This window comes from Streptomyces sp. NBC_00513, assembly GCF_041431415.1.
Taxonomy (GTDB): domain Bacteria; phylum Actinomycetota; class Actinomycetes; order Streptomycetales; family Streptomycetaceae; genus Streptomyces.
Genome location: NZ_CP107845.1, coordinates 7,755,169 through 7,769,873, shown reverse-complemented (window position 1 = coordinate 7,769,873; position 14,705 = coordinate 7,755,169). Strand labels below are relative to the sequence as shown.

Sequence of the window (14,705 nt, the reverse complement as noted above, 5' to 3'; positions counted from 1 at the left end):
AGGAGAGCCTCGCGGCCCTGGCGGTACGTGGGCTCGCTGCGGCGGGTGTGGCCGGTCTGCTGCGTTACCGCTCGCCCGGCCGGCCTGAAGTGCGTGCACCGGTGGCGTGCTCTAGCGTCGAAGGTGCGAGGGTGACCGATGTGTCGAGCCGGTCGCCCCCGGAGTGCCTGCTCCGCACGCCGCCCCCGCCCGTGATCCGGTGCGTCGCGGATCGCGTGACCGCCCGAGAGAGCAGGTGTACCCGTATGCGTTCGTCGGCTCGTATCCCCAGCCTTCTCGCCGGCCTGGCCCTCGCCGCCGGCGGCGTCGTCATTGCCGCCCCGGCCGCCCACGCGGACATCCAGGCCTGCGAGCAACACGTCACGCAAAAGAACAAGCAGGTCACGGATGTGGTGCGGCAGGCCTGCTACCAGGGCCAGATCGGCAACCAGACCAGCTGCACCGCCAGCCTGGACCAGGCCGGCATCTCCAAGAACGACGCGACCGAGGCTTGTCGGGCGGCTCCGAAGTAGCAGCGGACGGCTCCGTCGCGGTCCTGTTCCGCCGCGCGCCTGTCAGTAGGAGTTGCGGGAGACCTTGATGAGCTTGCACTCGATCTTGTCGGAGGACTTCGCGGAGTTGGCAACGTCGAATGCCAGGCTTCCGGCCTTGTCGTCCGTGTACTTCTGGCCGGGTGCGAGGTTCTGGCCGGTGGAGATGATGTCGCTCTTCTTCTCGCCGTTGACGGTGATCTCGCCCTCGGCAAGATAGGTGAACCGGCGGTCGCCGCTGTTGACGTACTCGATCCTGAGGTCGAGTTCCCTGCTTCCGAATTCGCCGGTCCTCACCGTGCACGACGTGACCTTCACGTCGTGGGTGATGTCCGGCTCGCCGTCCTTGGAGCCGCCGGCGGCCTTGGCCGCGCCCCCTGGGGAGACGACAGCGGAATCGTGGTTCTTGTCGAGGTCCTTGCCGACGTCGTCGGCTGCCTTGGTGAACAAGGCCGCGCAACCGCCGAGCAGAATCAGACCGAGGAGGGTGGGGACACCGCAGCCCAGCGCCACCTTCAGGCGTGTACTCATGCCCTGCTTCGGCGGAGGGAGCTGCCCGTCCGGCTGGTGCGGATTGCCGTGACCGGGCTGTGGCTGCGTGGACATGGAACAACTCCAGGGGTGTCTGCGTGAACGGCGCCCGGGCAAGGAACAGATGGCGGTGCGCCGGCGATGAGAACGGCTTTCGGGCGGCCCGAAGGCGGTACCGCGAGAGCGCGGAGACATCGGGCCGTGGTCGTCGGTGGAACCCTGAACGGCCCTGACGGCCTCGGGGATCCACCAGACCAACGCCCCCACGCCGAGGCGGTTACCGGCGCCACGCCCGTTGCTGCCGCGGAAATCCACAATGGCCGGATCTCACAAGGCGTGGCCGGTCTTCGATGCCCGGTCGTGGGACCTGCTCGACCACGCACACGCCACGGACCTGCACGCCGAGCGCCGCTACCGCTGCCCGCGTGGCAACCTGTCCGGCGCCGCTGCCGCCGCCCGCGTGGCAACCTGTCCGGCGCTGCTTCGCACCTCGCCGTTCAGTGCGGTGACGGTTTCGGGTCCAGGGCATTGCCGACGGTGCATCCGCCCTCTCCGGGCATCCGCTGGATCCGGGGCGGCACCCACACTTCGGTGGCACCGGGGCCCACACGGGCAAGAAGGCAGTCCTGCGCGTCGAAACCGTTGCCCTTGACCGACAGGAGAACGCCGACCCTGCCGCCGTCTGTCTTCACCTCGGTACGGATCGCCGGAGGCAGGTCCAGGGCGGCGAGCGTCCGGCGCACCTCGGCCTCGTCCACCCGGCCGCCCTCCGGCACCCGGGGTAGTTTCGCGCGGAGCTCCTCGTACGGCAGCCGAGGTGGTTCGGGTGGCGGGGCGAAGGTCAGCGGAGGACCATCCGGGCAGTCCACGTCACGGGGGTCCTCGCTCCACTCCGAGTCGGGCGACACCCGCACCTCGAAACAACGCCGTAGCACGACCTCCTCCGGGGCGAGCCATCCCTCGTACGCCGAGCCGGACGTGCGGACGACCACGTCGACGCCGTCCCCGTCGTGTGTCGAGGTACCCGTGATCCGCAGCACCTCGACGCCGTCGATGCCGGAAGCGGAGCGCCCGACCTCCTCCGCCGTGCGCTCACGCTGCCCGTAGAGCCGCTCGCCCGCCTTCCTGGCCACCTCCCGTGCGGCGTCCGTCGCCTCGTCCTCGGAGGACGGCATCACCCCACAGCCCACGGTGATCAGCAACAGCGGGGCAAACAGCAGCAGTCGGCGCATGCGTTCATCGTTCCGGCGCCGCGCGCGGCGAGCAACCACTCGCGTACTCAGGTCGGCGTAGGTGATCGTACTCAGCCGGTGCGAAGAGGCCGCGGAGCAGGGGCCGGGGCGGTCGAGCGGTTCAGCCGGGTCCCGGCCGTCGTCGGGGGTGCCGGGCGGCCCACTGTTCCAGAAAGAGTGCGGCCTCCGGGTCGCCCGCGGCGGCCGCCCGCCGATACCAGAGCTCGGCCTCGCTCCGCCCGCCGCGGGTGCGGATGAGTACGTGCCCGAGGTCCATCATCGAGTCGACCGAGCCGGTCGCCGCGGCTCGCCTGAGCCAGGGTTGGGCCTCCTTGAACCGTCCCGTCTCGGCCAGCAGGCTTCCGAGGGGCCCGCCCGCGGTCTCCTCTCCGGCTTCCACCGCGCGCAGCAGCCATGACTCGGCTCCGGCGGGGCGGCCGGTCCGGGCCAGTACCATCCCCAGATTGGCCATCGCCGAGGTGTTCCCGCCGTCGGCGGCGACGCGCAGGTGCCCTTCCGACGCCCGCAGTTCGCCTTTCCTGCACAGCCGCAGGCCCTCGGCCGCGGCCGCGCGGACCCGCTCGGGGTCGGGGTCGGGGCGGATCCACCCCTGGTGCCCGTCCGGCGGGGCGGATCCGTCCGGCCGGCTGCGGCGGCGCAACCGTTTCAGCAGCCGGCTCACCGCCCGGGCCCCGGGGATGCGGGTGATCAGGGAGGACGCGGCCATGTAGACGAGGGTGGCCCTCACGTTCTCGGTCTCCCACTGGTCGGGGCCCAACACCCGTTCGCAGTCGGCCAGGGCCTCGCGGACCATCTCGGTCCCCAGCGCGTGCCGGCCGGCGGCGTAGTAGGCGTCCCCGAGTTGGTGACTGGTGTTCAGAGTGACCGGATGGTCCGGTCCCAACACCCACAGGGAGTACCCCAGAGCGGCTTCCAGGACCTCGGTGGCCGACCGGACGTCTCCGGCCCGGAGGTAGGTGCTGCCGAGCACCGCGCGGATGGACAGGGTGTTCCGGTGCTCCGGTCCGTGCTCCCGTTCGCTTTCGACGAGGTCCGCCCGCAGCTGCGCGATGTCGACGCGCGGCTGCTGGGTGAGTTCCGAGTCGACGGCGGTGACGTCGGAGCGAACGGCCGCGGTCAGGGGATGGCTCGCCCCCAGGACCCGCTCGCAGTCGGCGAGGACCGCCGTGAGGTGGCGGGCGGCTTCCGTCGCGTTCCCGGCCGCGTGGTGGGCACCGGCGAGGTGGTAACGGGCCCGCAGGGTGTCGAAGTGGACCGGGCCCAGGACCCTTGCGCAGTCGGCGACTTGGGCCTCGAACAGGCCGACGGCCCGGCCCATGTCGCCACGTTCGTGGTGGGCGACGGCGAGGTTGCCGCGGGAGACCAGGGTGTCGGGATGGTCCGGGCCCAACGCCCGTTCCCGGTGGTCGAGGCTCTCCTCCAGCAGCTCGATGCCGAGGTCCCGGTCGCCTTCCGTGTAGGTGATGGCGGCCAGGTAGGCCTGGGACGCGAGGGTCAGACGGTGGTCGGGGCCCAGGATCCGCTGTTGGTCGGACAGGTTCGCCGTGAGCAGATCGCGGCCCCGGACCCGGTCCCCGGACCCGAGGTAGGCGGCCGCCAGGTTGGCGCGGGCGTGCAGGGTGGCAGGATCGTGGGCCCCTTGCGTCCGCTCGCGGAAGTCGGCGATCCGGGAGCAGTACCGGACCGCCCGGTGTTGCAGGTTCTGACTGCCGAGGAACGCCGCGGCCGCCTCGAAGACGCCCGTCGACGCGGGGCCGTCCTGTACCGAGGTCGTGTGTGCGACCAGGGCGTCGGCGTGCGGCAGGAACAGCTGCCAGGCCTCCAGTCCGGCGTCGAGCGGAGGGCGGGCCCGGGTGAGGAGGTCCACCGAACGGGCTCGACCCCGGGCGACGGCCTCGTCCTCGCGGTGGCGGATCGCCGCGTCAGGTGTGCGGAACACCTCCTGTACGAGTCGGTGCACCGACAGCGAGCCGTCCACGACGTCGACCATGCGGTAGGCGCGGAGCAGGCCCAGCGCGTGGACGAGCGCTCCCTGATCGGCCATCGGTGTCAGGAGGCTGCGCGGGATGCCGGCGGGGGCGAACCAGGCCAGGGTCCGGAACGCTTCGAGGGCGAGCGTGTCCTCCGCGGCGATCCTGTCCAGGGTCACGGTCCATACCGCGGCCATGGTCCGGTCCTCGGGTGTCCCGACAGCCGCTTGGCGAAAGGTTTCGGCGCTGCTGTGGTCCAGGAGGTCCAGGTACTCGCCCACGCTGATGCCCGTCTGGGACAGATAGGCGCCCGCCTGCGCGACGGCGAGGGGCAGATGGCCCAGCCGCGTACTCAGTCGGGCCGCGTCGGGAAGGTCCGCGCGGCCCGAGGAGCGCCGCAGCAGTTCGGCGGCATCCTCGACCGGCATGGCCCCGAGCGTCACGGGCCGGTCGACCAGATCCTGCCAGCCCTCGGCGAGGCGGCTGGTGATCAGGAAACGCCCCGCGCCCAGTGAACCGATCAGGTCCTGCACATCGGCCGGTGCGGCGACGTCGTCCAGGACCAGCAGCCATCCGTCGTGGCAGGCCAGCCAACTGCGGGCCCAAGCGGCGGCGTCGGGCAGGGGTGCGCTGTTCAGCTCGGGCACCATCCGCACGGCCAGCGCGGCCAGACCGGCCTCGATCCGGTCGGGGCTGTCGGCGGTGATCCACCAGACGGGGCTGTACGAATCCTGCCGCATCTGGGCGTAACGGCACGCGAGCGCCGATTTGCCGACTCCGCCGAGGCCCGCGACGGTCTGGGCGATCAGCCCCGTTCCGGACCGCAGGGCGGTGTGCAGATCGTGGAGTTCCTGTTCCCGGCCCACGAACCGGGCGGCGGCCAGGGCGGTCGGGGAGAGCCTGCCCGGACCGCCCGGCCAGCGCATCGACGCCGCCGAGGGCAGGGGGTGGTGATAGTTGTTGATCGTGTTGTTCGCGCCGTCGCCCAGGGAGATGATCCCTTGGTTGACCTCGACCTCGGCCCGCCGGCTGAAGGGGTCCACGCCGACGCTCAGCTGTCCTTGACGGTGTTGACGGCGTGGTCACCAAGCGACACGATGCCCGTGTTCTCCCGCACCGTGGCCGTGCGGTCGCCGCTGATCGTGACCACCGGCCGGCCGGCTGCCGCGAGGAGCTCGGCCAGTTCCCCGGCCAGGGCCCGGTCGCCTTCGACCACTCTGGTGATCTTCGCGCGAAGCAGTTCGAGGTAGTCGTCGTCCCTGGGGTGGGTCGCCACGTCCTCGACCGCCTCGACGATCTGGTCCCCGGACTCCGGGCTGCGTCGCAGACGTGCGAGCAGGCGCTGCCCCAGACGCACCGTGGCGTCCGCGGCTGCGTCCTCCCCTCTGGTGAGTACCGCCGTGCCGTAGGCACCGGCCGCCGCGCCCACCGAGGCGACCACCGCGTCAACCATGGAACCGTCCACCGTGCCCTCGCTTCTCCCGGAGTCGATGCGACTCACATGCTAACGAAGCGTCCGGTGAACTGTTCGGCAGCATCAAATCCCGCCATTCGCAGTCCATTTGAGTCATCAGCCACGCCTCGCGCCCATCGAGGCGGGACGGCGTCATGGCCCCATCCGTCCGACGTTGTTCGCGGACGGCGATCATCCCTGCGTGCCATGGAGGCGGGAGAGTCGTTGATCGGGCAGGGCACTTTCCAGCCCTTCCTCGTCGCTCAAGAAAGGCACTCCCGATGCGTGCTGTCCGCCGCCCCGCCGTCCTCGTCCTGCTTGGTCTCGCCTTCACCCTGACCGCCCACACGGGCGCGGCCCACGCCTCACAGGGCCCGTTCGGCTGGATCGGCGCCCAGGACAAGCCGTTCTTCGTCGAGGACCTGCCCGACGGGAAGTGCTTCACGATGAGCCAGGAGGCGCACGGCGCCCACAACGGCACCAAGACCCCCGTCACGGTCTTCGCCGGGAAGGAGTGCAAGGGCACGGCGCTGAAGCTGGCCCCCGGCCAACGGGCGCCACGCAACACCTCGTTCACCAGTCTCCGCTTCGGCGCGAACTGAACGCCTCCACGCAGAAGGCTCGCCGCGCCCCCCGGTCCTGAACCGGCGGGCGCGGCCGGTCCACGACACACCGCTCAGAGGCCTTCAAGCCATGTTGGGAGAACCATGAGCCATGTCGGTGGCGGGCACGTGTGACGCCTTCGCGGCAGGTACATGCATGCTCCACGCCGCCGCAGGGTTTGGAGGGGTTCCATGGCATACACGGAGCTCGACACGACGAGTCTGCCACCCGAGGATCGGTTCGCCTGGTGGCGCGAGGTGGTGGGGCAAGGTGTGGCTCCCGTCCGGGTCGCCACTGATCACGCCGCAGACTTCGTGGGCCGGGCAGGATTCATTCCCCTGGGGGCCGTGCACCTGACGACGATGTCCTTCCCCTCGCTGTCATCGGAACGCCCCGCGCACCTGGTCCGCCGCTCCGACCCGGAGACGTACGAACTCACCCTGATCCTGGGCGGGGCCATGCACATCGCCCAGGAACGCTCTGAAACTCGTCTCCACGCCGGGGACTTCGCGATGTGGACTTCCTCGCGGCCCTACAACGGGCAGGCTCTGAGCGGCCCGGACGTCGGCGCGTCGCGCGCCGTCATGCTGCATCTGCCGCAGGGCCTCGTCCCTCTGCCGCAGGCCAAGCTCAGGCCGTTGCTCGCCCGGGGATTGTCGGCGCGGTCCGGCATGGGCAGGATCCTCGCCCAGTACCTGGAGTCCCTGGTCCAGCAGGCGCCTGCCCTGGACGAGGACATGAGCCGCCGGCTCGGCCGGACGAGCCTCGATCTGGCCACCGGCTTCCTCGCTCAGCAGGTCGGCGTGCAGGAGCGCCTCCCGCCGGAGACCCGGCGCGAGGTCCTGCTGGCCGCGATCGACACCTTCATCGAGGACAATCTGGCTGATCCTCGCCTGTCCCCGGGCGCGATCGCCGCGCGGCACCACATTTCCGTGCGCCTTCTCCACCAACTCTTCCGCGGCCGTTCCGAGACGGTGTCCGCCCGGATCCGACGCAGGAGGCTGGAGCGGTGTCGCGAGGACCTCACGTCGCCTCGGCTGCGTGACCTGCCGGTGCACGCCGTCGGAGCGCGGTGGGGCATGACCACCCCGGCAGGTTTCGGCCGCGCGTTCCGTGCCGCCTACGGGCTCTCCCCCGGAGAACACCGCAACGCGTTCATCACCAAGGCACCCGGAGGCGGCGAAGTGGCCGGGCGTTCCCGCGTCGATCGCGGCAAACAGGGACTGAAACCATGACCGCACCCCCATCCGCGCCACCTCCAACAGAATGGGCCGGAGACCAAGCCGCCGTACGCCTCGTATAGCTGGGCCATGCCACCGCCGTTCACGAGCTTGTTGCCGACGACGGCCGGTCGTGGTGGGCCGGCAGCACGTACTGGACCCTTCACGGGGCCCGCCGGGCCGCGCCGCGCACTGGCTGCAGTTCCAGGAGGTTCCGTTCGCGCCGTCGTCCGATGCCGCGGGCGAGCCGGACGTCTCGGCGGGGTGGGACGACGAGCGGCCGGTCGCGGGCTGTGGGGAGCGGGTGCTCGGCCGCATCGAGGCGCATGCCCCGGGCCTGCGCGCCTTGGTGACCCGGTGGAGCGCGGTCAGTCCGGCGGGGGTCGCCGCGGCCAACCGCAACGCCGTCCGCGGCGACCCCCACGGCCGCTCCGCCGAGCTCGACCACAACCTGATCTGGCGGCCGGGGCTGGGTTCCGGACACCTGGTCGCCCGGCAGCTGCTCGCCGTGCCGCACAGCTCCGTGGCCTGCTCGCCGCAGGGTGAACGGTCTTGCGGCGATCCCTCGCCCGGGCACGGTTCTACCGGTCGGCGGCAAGGGCCCGGGGCTGCTCGAAGGCCACCCCGGGAACGGGGCGTGCGGACGCTACCGTCCGGTGTAGGTGAACTCGTCGGCCGGGCTGGTGGGAGAGGTGGCTTGGCCGACCGTCACGGTGAGGTTCACCGTCTGCTGGTCGTCGAGCTGACCGGGCACGATTGCGGTGATCTGTCCGGTGGAGACGAACTTGACCGAATCGGATGCCTTGTCCTTGAAGTGCACGGTGGCGCCATCGGCGAAGCCCGAGCCGCTGATGGTGACCAGGGTGCCGACCTTTCCGCTGGTCGGGCTGACGGCACTGACCACCACAGGTGCGGGTCCGCCATAGGCGAACTGCCCCATCGCGACGGCCGGGGAGGTGCCGAGGGTGTTGGTGACGCGGACGTGGACGACGCCGGTTCCGTCGGGGACCTTGGCGGTGATCCTGCTGTCGGAGTCGATGTTGCGCGTGGGGCAGGCGAAGTGGCCGAAGTCGACCATGCTGTCCTTGCTGAAACCGGTGCCGTTGATGGTCACCGTGGCGCCTGGTTCGCCGAAGGTGGGGGTCACGTCGGTCACCACCGGTGCGGAAGGGACGGCAGGCGCTCCCACCAGGTCCAGGTAGGTGGAGTTGGCGTGCTGGAAGGCGACCTGGCCGAGGAAGTCCTGGGTGGTCTTGTTGACCAGATTCTTGGCAAGGCTCGTGTAGCTGGTGTTCATCGGGTAGAGCGTGCCGGGCTGGACGTAGACGTTGCCCTTGGTGCGCTTGGAGATCGCCCCGATGAACAGCTTCACTTCTTCGGTTGCCTGCGGTCCCGGGCTCGGGTACCAGCCGGCGGTGGTGTCGAGATCGGCCCACGCGTGCGGTACCAGGTCGTAGGCGTTGTTGTGGCGCTCGTCGATGACCCACGGCACGGAGTCGAAGTAGTCGACGAAGCTCTGTACGCCGGCGGTGGGAGCGGCATAGGTGATCACCGCGAACCTCGGCTGTTTCGGCCAGGTCTGTGCCTGCAGGTACGGCGCGAGCATGGTGGCGATGCAACCGCCCAGGCTGTGACCGGTCAGATAGACGGTCGGCTGCGGCGAGGCGGGCGCCGAGTTGAGTGCGGCGGTGAGCGCCTGAGCGAGCGTGACGTTCGGGGAGGGTGAGGCGATCGAGCGGGCGTTGACAACCCGTTTGAACGCGTCCATCGCCCCCTTGGAAACGGCGATGGGCTTCGGCGCTCCGCTTTCGGGGAACGGGACGACTGTGCCGACATCGAGGTCCTCGAGGATGTCGGTCAGATCGGCGTCCGTTCCGCGAGCGACCACGGCGAACTCGTTCGAGCCGTTGGTGCTCCGTGCGATGTAGGCCATGTTCGCGTTGGCCTCGCTCAGGGCGAGCCACACCAGCCTCCACGCGCCCTTCGTCGCAAGGCTGGGATCGCTCAGTTGCGCGTTGATGCCGGTGATGATTCGTTCGGTCTGTTGTTGCGGGGTTTCCCCGGACGGACGCGGGGTGGCCCCGGTGGCTGCAAGGGCCGCCAGGGTCATGGTCACCTGGGCGGTTGTCGGATCGGATGCCATCGTCGTTCGTGCTCCTCGGATTTTTTGCCGGTGCGGAGACGGGGTGGCCTTTCGGCAGCATCAGGGCAGATCTGTGCCGAACCGGCCGGCAGAGTGGATCGCACACAATCAGACCTCCCCTCTGCGTTGTCCGGTGCCTTTCCTGCCTGCAGGTCGGCCAGGTTCACCTTGTTGGCCGTTCGGCGTACGTGTGTGCTGTTCGCCGAGCCAGGTGCGCAGCGCGGTCACCGGAGCTGCGGTGTCTGCGGGCAGGCCCGGGGCGGCGGCCCGGGCGACGATGCCGTCGGGGCGGATGAGCGCGGCCGAGAGATCGCCGCGGTCGGCAGGGGCGGCCGCCACGGTCGACAGGCGCTCCCGCCGTCCGGCCGCATCCTCGAAGTGCGGGCACAGTACGAGCGTCAGCCCCGTGCAGGCTGCGAGCAGGACACACGCGAAGACCGGTGTAGGCCACAGACGTCGGACCGCGAGCGGCAGCGAGGTGCAGGGCGACACCGGCCACACCAGGGTGTGGCCCGCCTCCGTGCCGGTGGCCGGCCTGAGAACCGCCATGTGCGGAAGTACGACGAATGCGAGTGCGGCAAGCACGCCGAGCTTGATCAGACGGTGGCGCGCGGCATCGCTCATGGTGCCGAACGCTTGCCTTTGCTATCCGGGCGCGAGCCTCCACTTCTGCGGGCCGGCCTCGGACGTCCGGGTCCAGTAGAGCTTGGCATCGAGGCCCAGCGCGGTGAGGATGCCGTCCGATCCGGTCCGGACGCCGGCGGGGGCACCCGATATGAGCAGTCCTGCGGTGGTCCAGCGTGGTGTGCCGCTTCCTGTCACGGTCGTACCGAGGGTGCCGTCGGGGCCCCGGCCGGCGATGGCGGGGCCGCACAGGCCCACCGCGCCGTAGCCGCCGACTCCGCCCAGGTCGATCACGACCGGGCGGCCCGAGCCGTCGAGCACGGCGCTCTGGACGGCGCCCGAGTCGGGTTTGCGGAAGAACACCCGCACCCCGTCGCCGTCCGGGCAGACGGAAAGTCCACTGACCGTGGTCGCGGGCAGCCCGCTCTGCTCGGGACTGGCCGGGAGGGGGGTACCCGGTTTCGGTTGGGCCCAGGTCAGCACGGACTTCGGGGTGGCGGCGACGACGTGGATGCGGCCGGCGCTGTCGGTGGTGGCGGCCGGGTCGCCGTGCAGGCCGGTGCCACCCAGGTCGCGCCACGCGGACCAGACGCCTTTTGCGTCCTGCCCTGTCTGGTAAAGCCTGAGGTCTCCCCCGCGCACGAACGCGGTGAGGCGGCCGGAGCCGTCGACGGCGGGGGCCGGGGCGGACAGGTCGCAGAGCACGCTCGCGCCGCTTTGGGGCGGCGTGCCGAGCGCGTGGAAGGCCCCGAAGTCGCCCCCGGGACGTTGTTGGACGGTGGTGACCACCTCACGACGGTAGTCGGCTCCCCGCCCGAGGTGGGTGACGGTGCCGAACACGGCGATGCGACCGTCGCGCAGCCGTACCGTGGTGAGTCCGGGGTCGAGCAGCCCGTCCGCCGCCATCAGTGTTGGGCCCGCCCATGTGTCCTTCGCGCCAGGAGCCTTGTGCCAGACGGCCAGCTTCTGGTCGATGACGCCGAATGCCCACAGGCCGCCGTCTTCGCCGGGCTGGAGCCAACTGGTCGAATTGGCGCGGGAGTAGCGGACCGACTGGGCCCAGTTGTTCCCGTAGGGCCGGTTGGACACCTTCCGGTCTCCGCAACCCGACTGGCTGCCGCAGTAGTTGTCCTTCGGGTCCATCCAGGCGTACGTCTTCACCGTCTCCGCCTTGGCATCCGCGGCTTCTTTGTCGAGGGTGCGCGGCAGGTAGCTGGTGTTGTAGCCCAGGTAGGTCTGGACGGTGAAGTTCGGGTGGCCGGAGGTCGCAGCGTATTTCTGGAGCGCCGCCTGGGCGAAGCGGGCGCTGAAGACGTGGTCCTGGTGCTCGATGATCTGATGCTTGACGCCCTCGCGGGACGGGGTGGGGTCCAGGGTGCGTATGTGGGTGGGGCGGAAGCGCCGCATCAGACCGGCCAGTGCGTCGACGAGCTGGTCCTTCGTGTAACTGATGGGCTTGGCGGGGGTGTCTGATGCGAGCATCGGTTCCAGCGAGGGGGTCTGACCGTTCCACAGGCCGCGCAGGCTGTGGGGCACGTCCTTGTACATCTCGCGTGCTTCGCGCAGTTGTATCCAGACCAGGTTGATCTGGGGGTGTGCCTGGAGGGTGTCCAGCTCGGCGGTGCCGCCGCCGATGGTGGGTATGGAGGTGCGGGTCCAGGGGCTGATCTTGTCGCCGGTGGCCATCTGAGCGTAGGCCGCACGTATGCCGTTCTGTCTGGCCTCGGCGTAGCGCGCCCGGTCAGCGGGCGGCATGGGGTGGAGCGGGGAGGCGTGCCCGGGGGCGTTGACGCCGTCGGCCTCCCCGGACGTCACGTACACCGAGGTGATGGGGCGGCCGGAGCGTATCGAATGGCCCGTGTCCGGGTTCATGAAGAACAGGTCGTCGTCGGGGTGCGCGACGATCTGCATGACGGATTCCTGACTCGTGAGTGGCGGCGCCGCGTCCACGCTGTCGGTTCCCCCTGCGGTGCCCTTCTCCTCAGTTCCGTCCGGCCAGGAGGCCACCGCGTACCCGGCAGCTCCGACGAGCGCCACCGCCGCAGAACTCAGCATGAAGTGTCTGCGGGACGGCTTGGCTCGGTGCTGACTGGGCGTCATATATCTGATCTTTCGGTGCGTCGGCCCGGCAGGGCTCGTTCTCGGGACGTCAGCACCGCCGCTCCGTGCCCGGTCGCCAGTGCCGCTCGGATCAGGAGTGGTCAAAACCCGATCCGATGGGGAGACGAAGGAAGCCAAAGTTGGGTTTATTGCGACCCGTGTATCTTTTGTCACACTCTGGTCACGCCCTCCCGAGAGTGAGGGGATGCCATCGAGTGGACACGTCCGGACGATGCTCGCCGTTGTCCCGGGATGGTGTGGATCCACGTGGCAGAGCGCTCGAAGTGCGCTGCGGAGTCCCGGTCCGACGCGAACACGTCCGTGGCCGGCTTCGACTGACAGGCTCACGTGTTTGGAGGCGGCCGCCACGAAGGCGGCCGGGGCCCAGCGCCGGGCGTGGGTGACAGCCGGCCTCGCCTGCCTTGCCGGCTCCCCCGGTTCGGCACGGCCTTACTCGTCGCCCGGCGGACGGACCACCGGCGCGCTGCCCCTCACCACCTACACCGAGGTTCTCGCGCCCTGTTCCGGTCGGCCGCCCTCGCGGGCGGCGCGGTGTGGATCGGCGATGGCGGCGCCGACGGCACCGCCGGCCCGCGTGGCATCACCCGGTCCGGGGGTGGAGCGCGGTCTCGTCACGGCGTTCGGCCACACCGACGCCGAGGTCCGCACCTTCCCGTGCGCCGCGTCACGGGCGCCGCAGAGCCGACGGGAGACCCCCGGATGACGCTCAGCCTCCTTCGACCTCCTGGCGCACGGTGGCGGCGATGCGGGTGAGCGCGGCCTCCAGGTGGCGGCGCTGAGCGGCGCTGAGAGGGTCGAACACGAGCCGCTTCACCTGCGCCACGTGTTCCGGTGCGCTCTCGACGAGCTTCTGCCGGCCGGCGTCGGTCAGGGTGGCGAGGGTGTATCGCCCGTCGCCGGCGTCGGGCCGACGGGCGACCCACTCGCGGGCTTCGAAGCGATCCATCAACTTCGACATGCGGGGCTGCGTGCTGTCGCAGTCCCGGGCCAGGTCACTGAGGCGCATCGTGACCTCGTCGGCCATGGACAGTCGGGCGAGGACCCCGTACTCGAAGTTGGAGATGCCCGCGTCCCGCTGCAGCTGGCGGTCGAGGGCGGCCGGGAGGGCGATGACGACCGTGAGGAGCGCCTGCCACAGGCCCTGTTCGTCGTCGTCGAGCCAGGATGACTGAGTTTCCATGAGCCCCATCATACTTGTCCAGGCAACCCTCATCACTTGCCTGGGCAACTCTCTATGGGCTACTTTTCAACTTGCCCAGGCAAGTGAAAACACTTGCCGAGGCAAGTGAAGGAGCTGAGTTCGATGACCTCTACGAGCAGCCTGGCCTCCCCGAACGGCCTGACTTCCCCCTTCCCGTCGCGCACACCGGCCGCGGCATACGACGACCTCCTTGCCAGAGCCCTGCCACAGGCACGCGAACAGAGGGTGTGGAATCCCTCCGACGGGCCCATGCCCAGCCTCTTCGTCAGCCACGGCGCCCCGTTCACCCTCGACGATCCGCAGTGGCTCGGCGACCTCTTCGACTGGGCCCAGTCAATGCCCAAACCCCGTGCCATCGTCGTCATCTCGGCCCACTGGGAACGGGCACCGGTCGTGATCTCCGCAGCCGCGGCCGGCACCCCGCTCTTCTACGATTTCAGCGGCTTCCACCCCCGCTACAAGACCCTTCCCTACGCGACCCCGGACGCCACCGACCTGGCTCGGCGACTCACGGGCCTGCTGGGCCGGACGCCGGTGCACGAGTTCGCCGACCGCGGCCTCGACCACGGGGCCTTCATCCCGCTCATGGCCATGTATCCCGCGGCCGACGTCCCCGTCGTGCAGATGTCGATGCCCAGCCTCGACCCCAGCGCCCTGCTCCAACTCGGGGCACGCCTACGGCCGCTGCGCGACGAAGGCATCCTCGTACTCGGCTCGGGCTTCATGACGCACAGCTTCGCCGTCTTCCGCCGACCGGAGCTCGCCGCCGACACCACGGCCTTCGACGAATGGGCCGTTGACGCCCTCGCCCGGGGCGACGCCGACGCCCTCGTCGACTACCTCAACAAGGCACCCGGCGCCGCGGTCGCCCATCCGACGGCCGACCACTTCGTCCCGCTGCTGCTCACCGTGGGAGCCGCCGACGACCCCGGCAGCGCCGTGAGCGCCATCGATCGCATGGTGATGGGCAACTCGACCCGCTCCGTGCAGCTGACCTGACGCCCCGACGTGCCGCGTCTTCCCGACCGATCGCCCCGTCCGTGGGCGACGACATCA

11 protein-coding genes and 1 pseudogene are annotated in these 14,705 nt (G+C 70.2%); 4 read left to right on the top strand and 8 right to left on the bottom strand.

Annotated elements, in window-relative coordinates; genetic code table 11:
• Positions 1 to 245 precede the first annotated feature (245 nt).
• Positions 246 to 512, top strand: coding sequence for a hypothetical protein (locus tag OHA84_RS35065; RefSeq protein WP_266967625.1), 267 nt, complete (start codon positions 246 to 248; stop codon positions 510 to 512).
• Between the two features lie 42 nt (positions 513 to 554).
• Here the strand turns inward: OHA84_RS35065 and OHA84_RS35060 are convergent, their stop codons facing one another.
• From OHA84_RS35060 to OHA84_RS35045, 4 genes are all read right to left on the bottom strand, one after another.
• Positions 555 to 1,136 (bottom strand): hypothetical protein, encoded by a 582-nt coding sequence (locus OHA84_RS35060; RefSeq protein ID WP_266967627.1) that lies wholly within the window; start codon positions 1,134 to 1,136, stop codon positions 555 to 557.
• Positions 1,137 to 1,558: 422 nt separating this feature from the next.
• Entirely contained in the window at positions 1,559 to 2,293 is a 735-nt protein-coding gene (locus tag OHA84_RS35055; RefSeq protein ID WP_266967629.1) for a translation initiation factor IF-2, read from the bottom strand.
• Between the two features lie 121 nt (positions 2,294 to 2,414).
• The gene (locus tag OHA84_RS35050) at positions 2,415 to 5,327 is read right to left on the bottom strand and encodes a tetratricopeptide repeat protein (RefSeq protein ID WP_266967631.1); all 2,913 of its coding nucleotides are present in this window, start codon (positions 5,325 to 5,327) and stop codon (positions 2,415 to 2,417) included.
• An 8-nt stretch (positions 5,328 to 5,335) separates the two neighbouring features.
• A complete protein-coding gene (locus OHA84_RS35045; protein ID WP_266967633.1) occupies positions 5,336 to 5,737 on the bottom strand; it encodes a hypothetical protein in 402 nt (133 codons plus the stop codon).
• Positions 5,738 to 6,018: 281 nt separating this feature from the next.
• Here OHA84_RS35045 and OHA84_RS35040 point away from each other — a divergent pair, with 281 nt between their 5' ends.
• Positions 6,019 to 6,339: a hypothetical protein gene (locus OHA84_RS35040; protein ID WP_266967635.1), complete on the top strand. Its 321-nt coding sequence runs from the start codon at positions 6,019 to 6,021 to the stop codon at positions 6,337 to 6,339.
• A 153-nt stretch (positions 6,340 to 6,492) separates the two neighbouring features.
• Positions 6,493 to 7,479 (top strand): annotated as a pseudogene (locus tag OHA84_RS35035) (helix-turn-helix domain-containing protein); the annotation flags it as partial.
• A gap of 727 nt (positions 7,480 to 8,206) precedes the next feature.
• On the opposite strand, the gene OHA84_RS35030 reads toward OHA84_RS35035, so the two are convergent.
• The 4 genes from OHA84_RS35030 to OHA84_RS35015 form a co-directional block, all read right to left on the bottom strand.
• Positions 8,207 to 9,703, bottom strand: a complete 1,497-nt coding sequence (locus tag OHA84_RS35030) for an IPT/TIG domain-containing protein (RefSeq protein WP_266967637.1) — start codon at positions 9,701 to 9,703, stop codon at positions 8,207 to 8,209.
• 108 nt (positions 9,704 to 9,811) lie between these two features.
• On the bottom strand, positions 9,812 to 10,327 hold the full coding sequence (locus OHA84_RS35025) for a hypothetical protein (protein WP_266967639.1): 516 nt from the start codon (positions 10,325 to 10,327) through the stop codon (positions 9,812 to 9,814).
• 21 nt (positions 10,328 to 10,348) lie between these two features.
• Positions 10,349 to 12,427, bottom strand: a complete 2,079-nt coding sequence (locus tag OHA84_RS35020) for a PIG-L family deacetylase (RefSeq protein ID WP_266967641.1) — start codon at positions 12,425 to 12,427, stop codon at positions 10,349 to 10,351.
• Between the two features lie 727 nt (positions 12,428 to 13,154).
• Positions 13,155 to 13,628, bottom strand: a complete 474-nt coding sequence (locus OHA84_RS35015; protein WP_266967643.1) for a MarR family winged helix-turn-helix transcriptional regulator — start codon at positions 13,626 to 13,628, stop codon at positions 13,155 to 13,157.
• Positions 13,629 to 13,751: 123 nt separating this feature from the next.
• Between OHA84_RS35015 and OHA84_RS35010 the strand changes: the two genes are divergently transcribed.
• Positions 13,752 to 14,648 carry a class III extradiol ring-cleavage dioxygenase gene (locus OHA84_RS35010; RefSeq protein WP_266967645.1) on the top strand — a complete coding sequence of 299 codons (897 nt, stop codon included), beginning with the start codon at positions 13,752 to 13,754 and terminating at the stop codon, positions 14,646 to 14,648.
• The last annotated feature ends 57 nt before the right edge of the window (positions 14,649 to 14,705 follow it).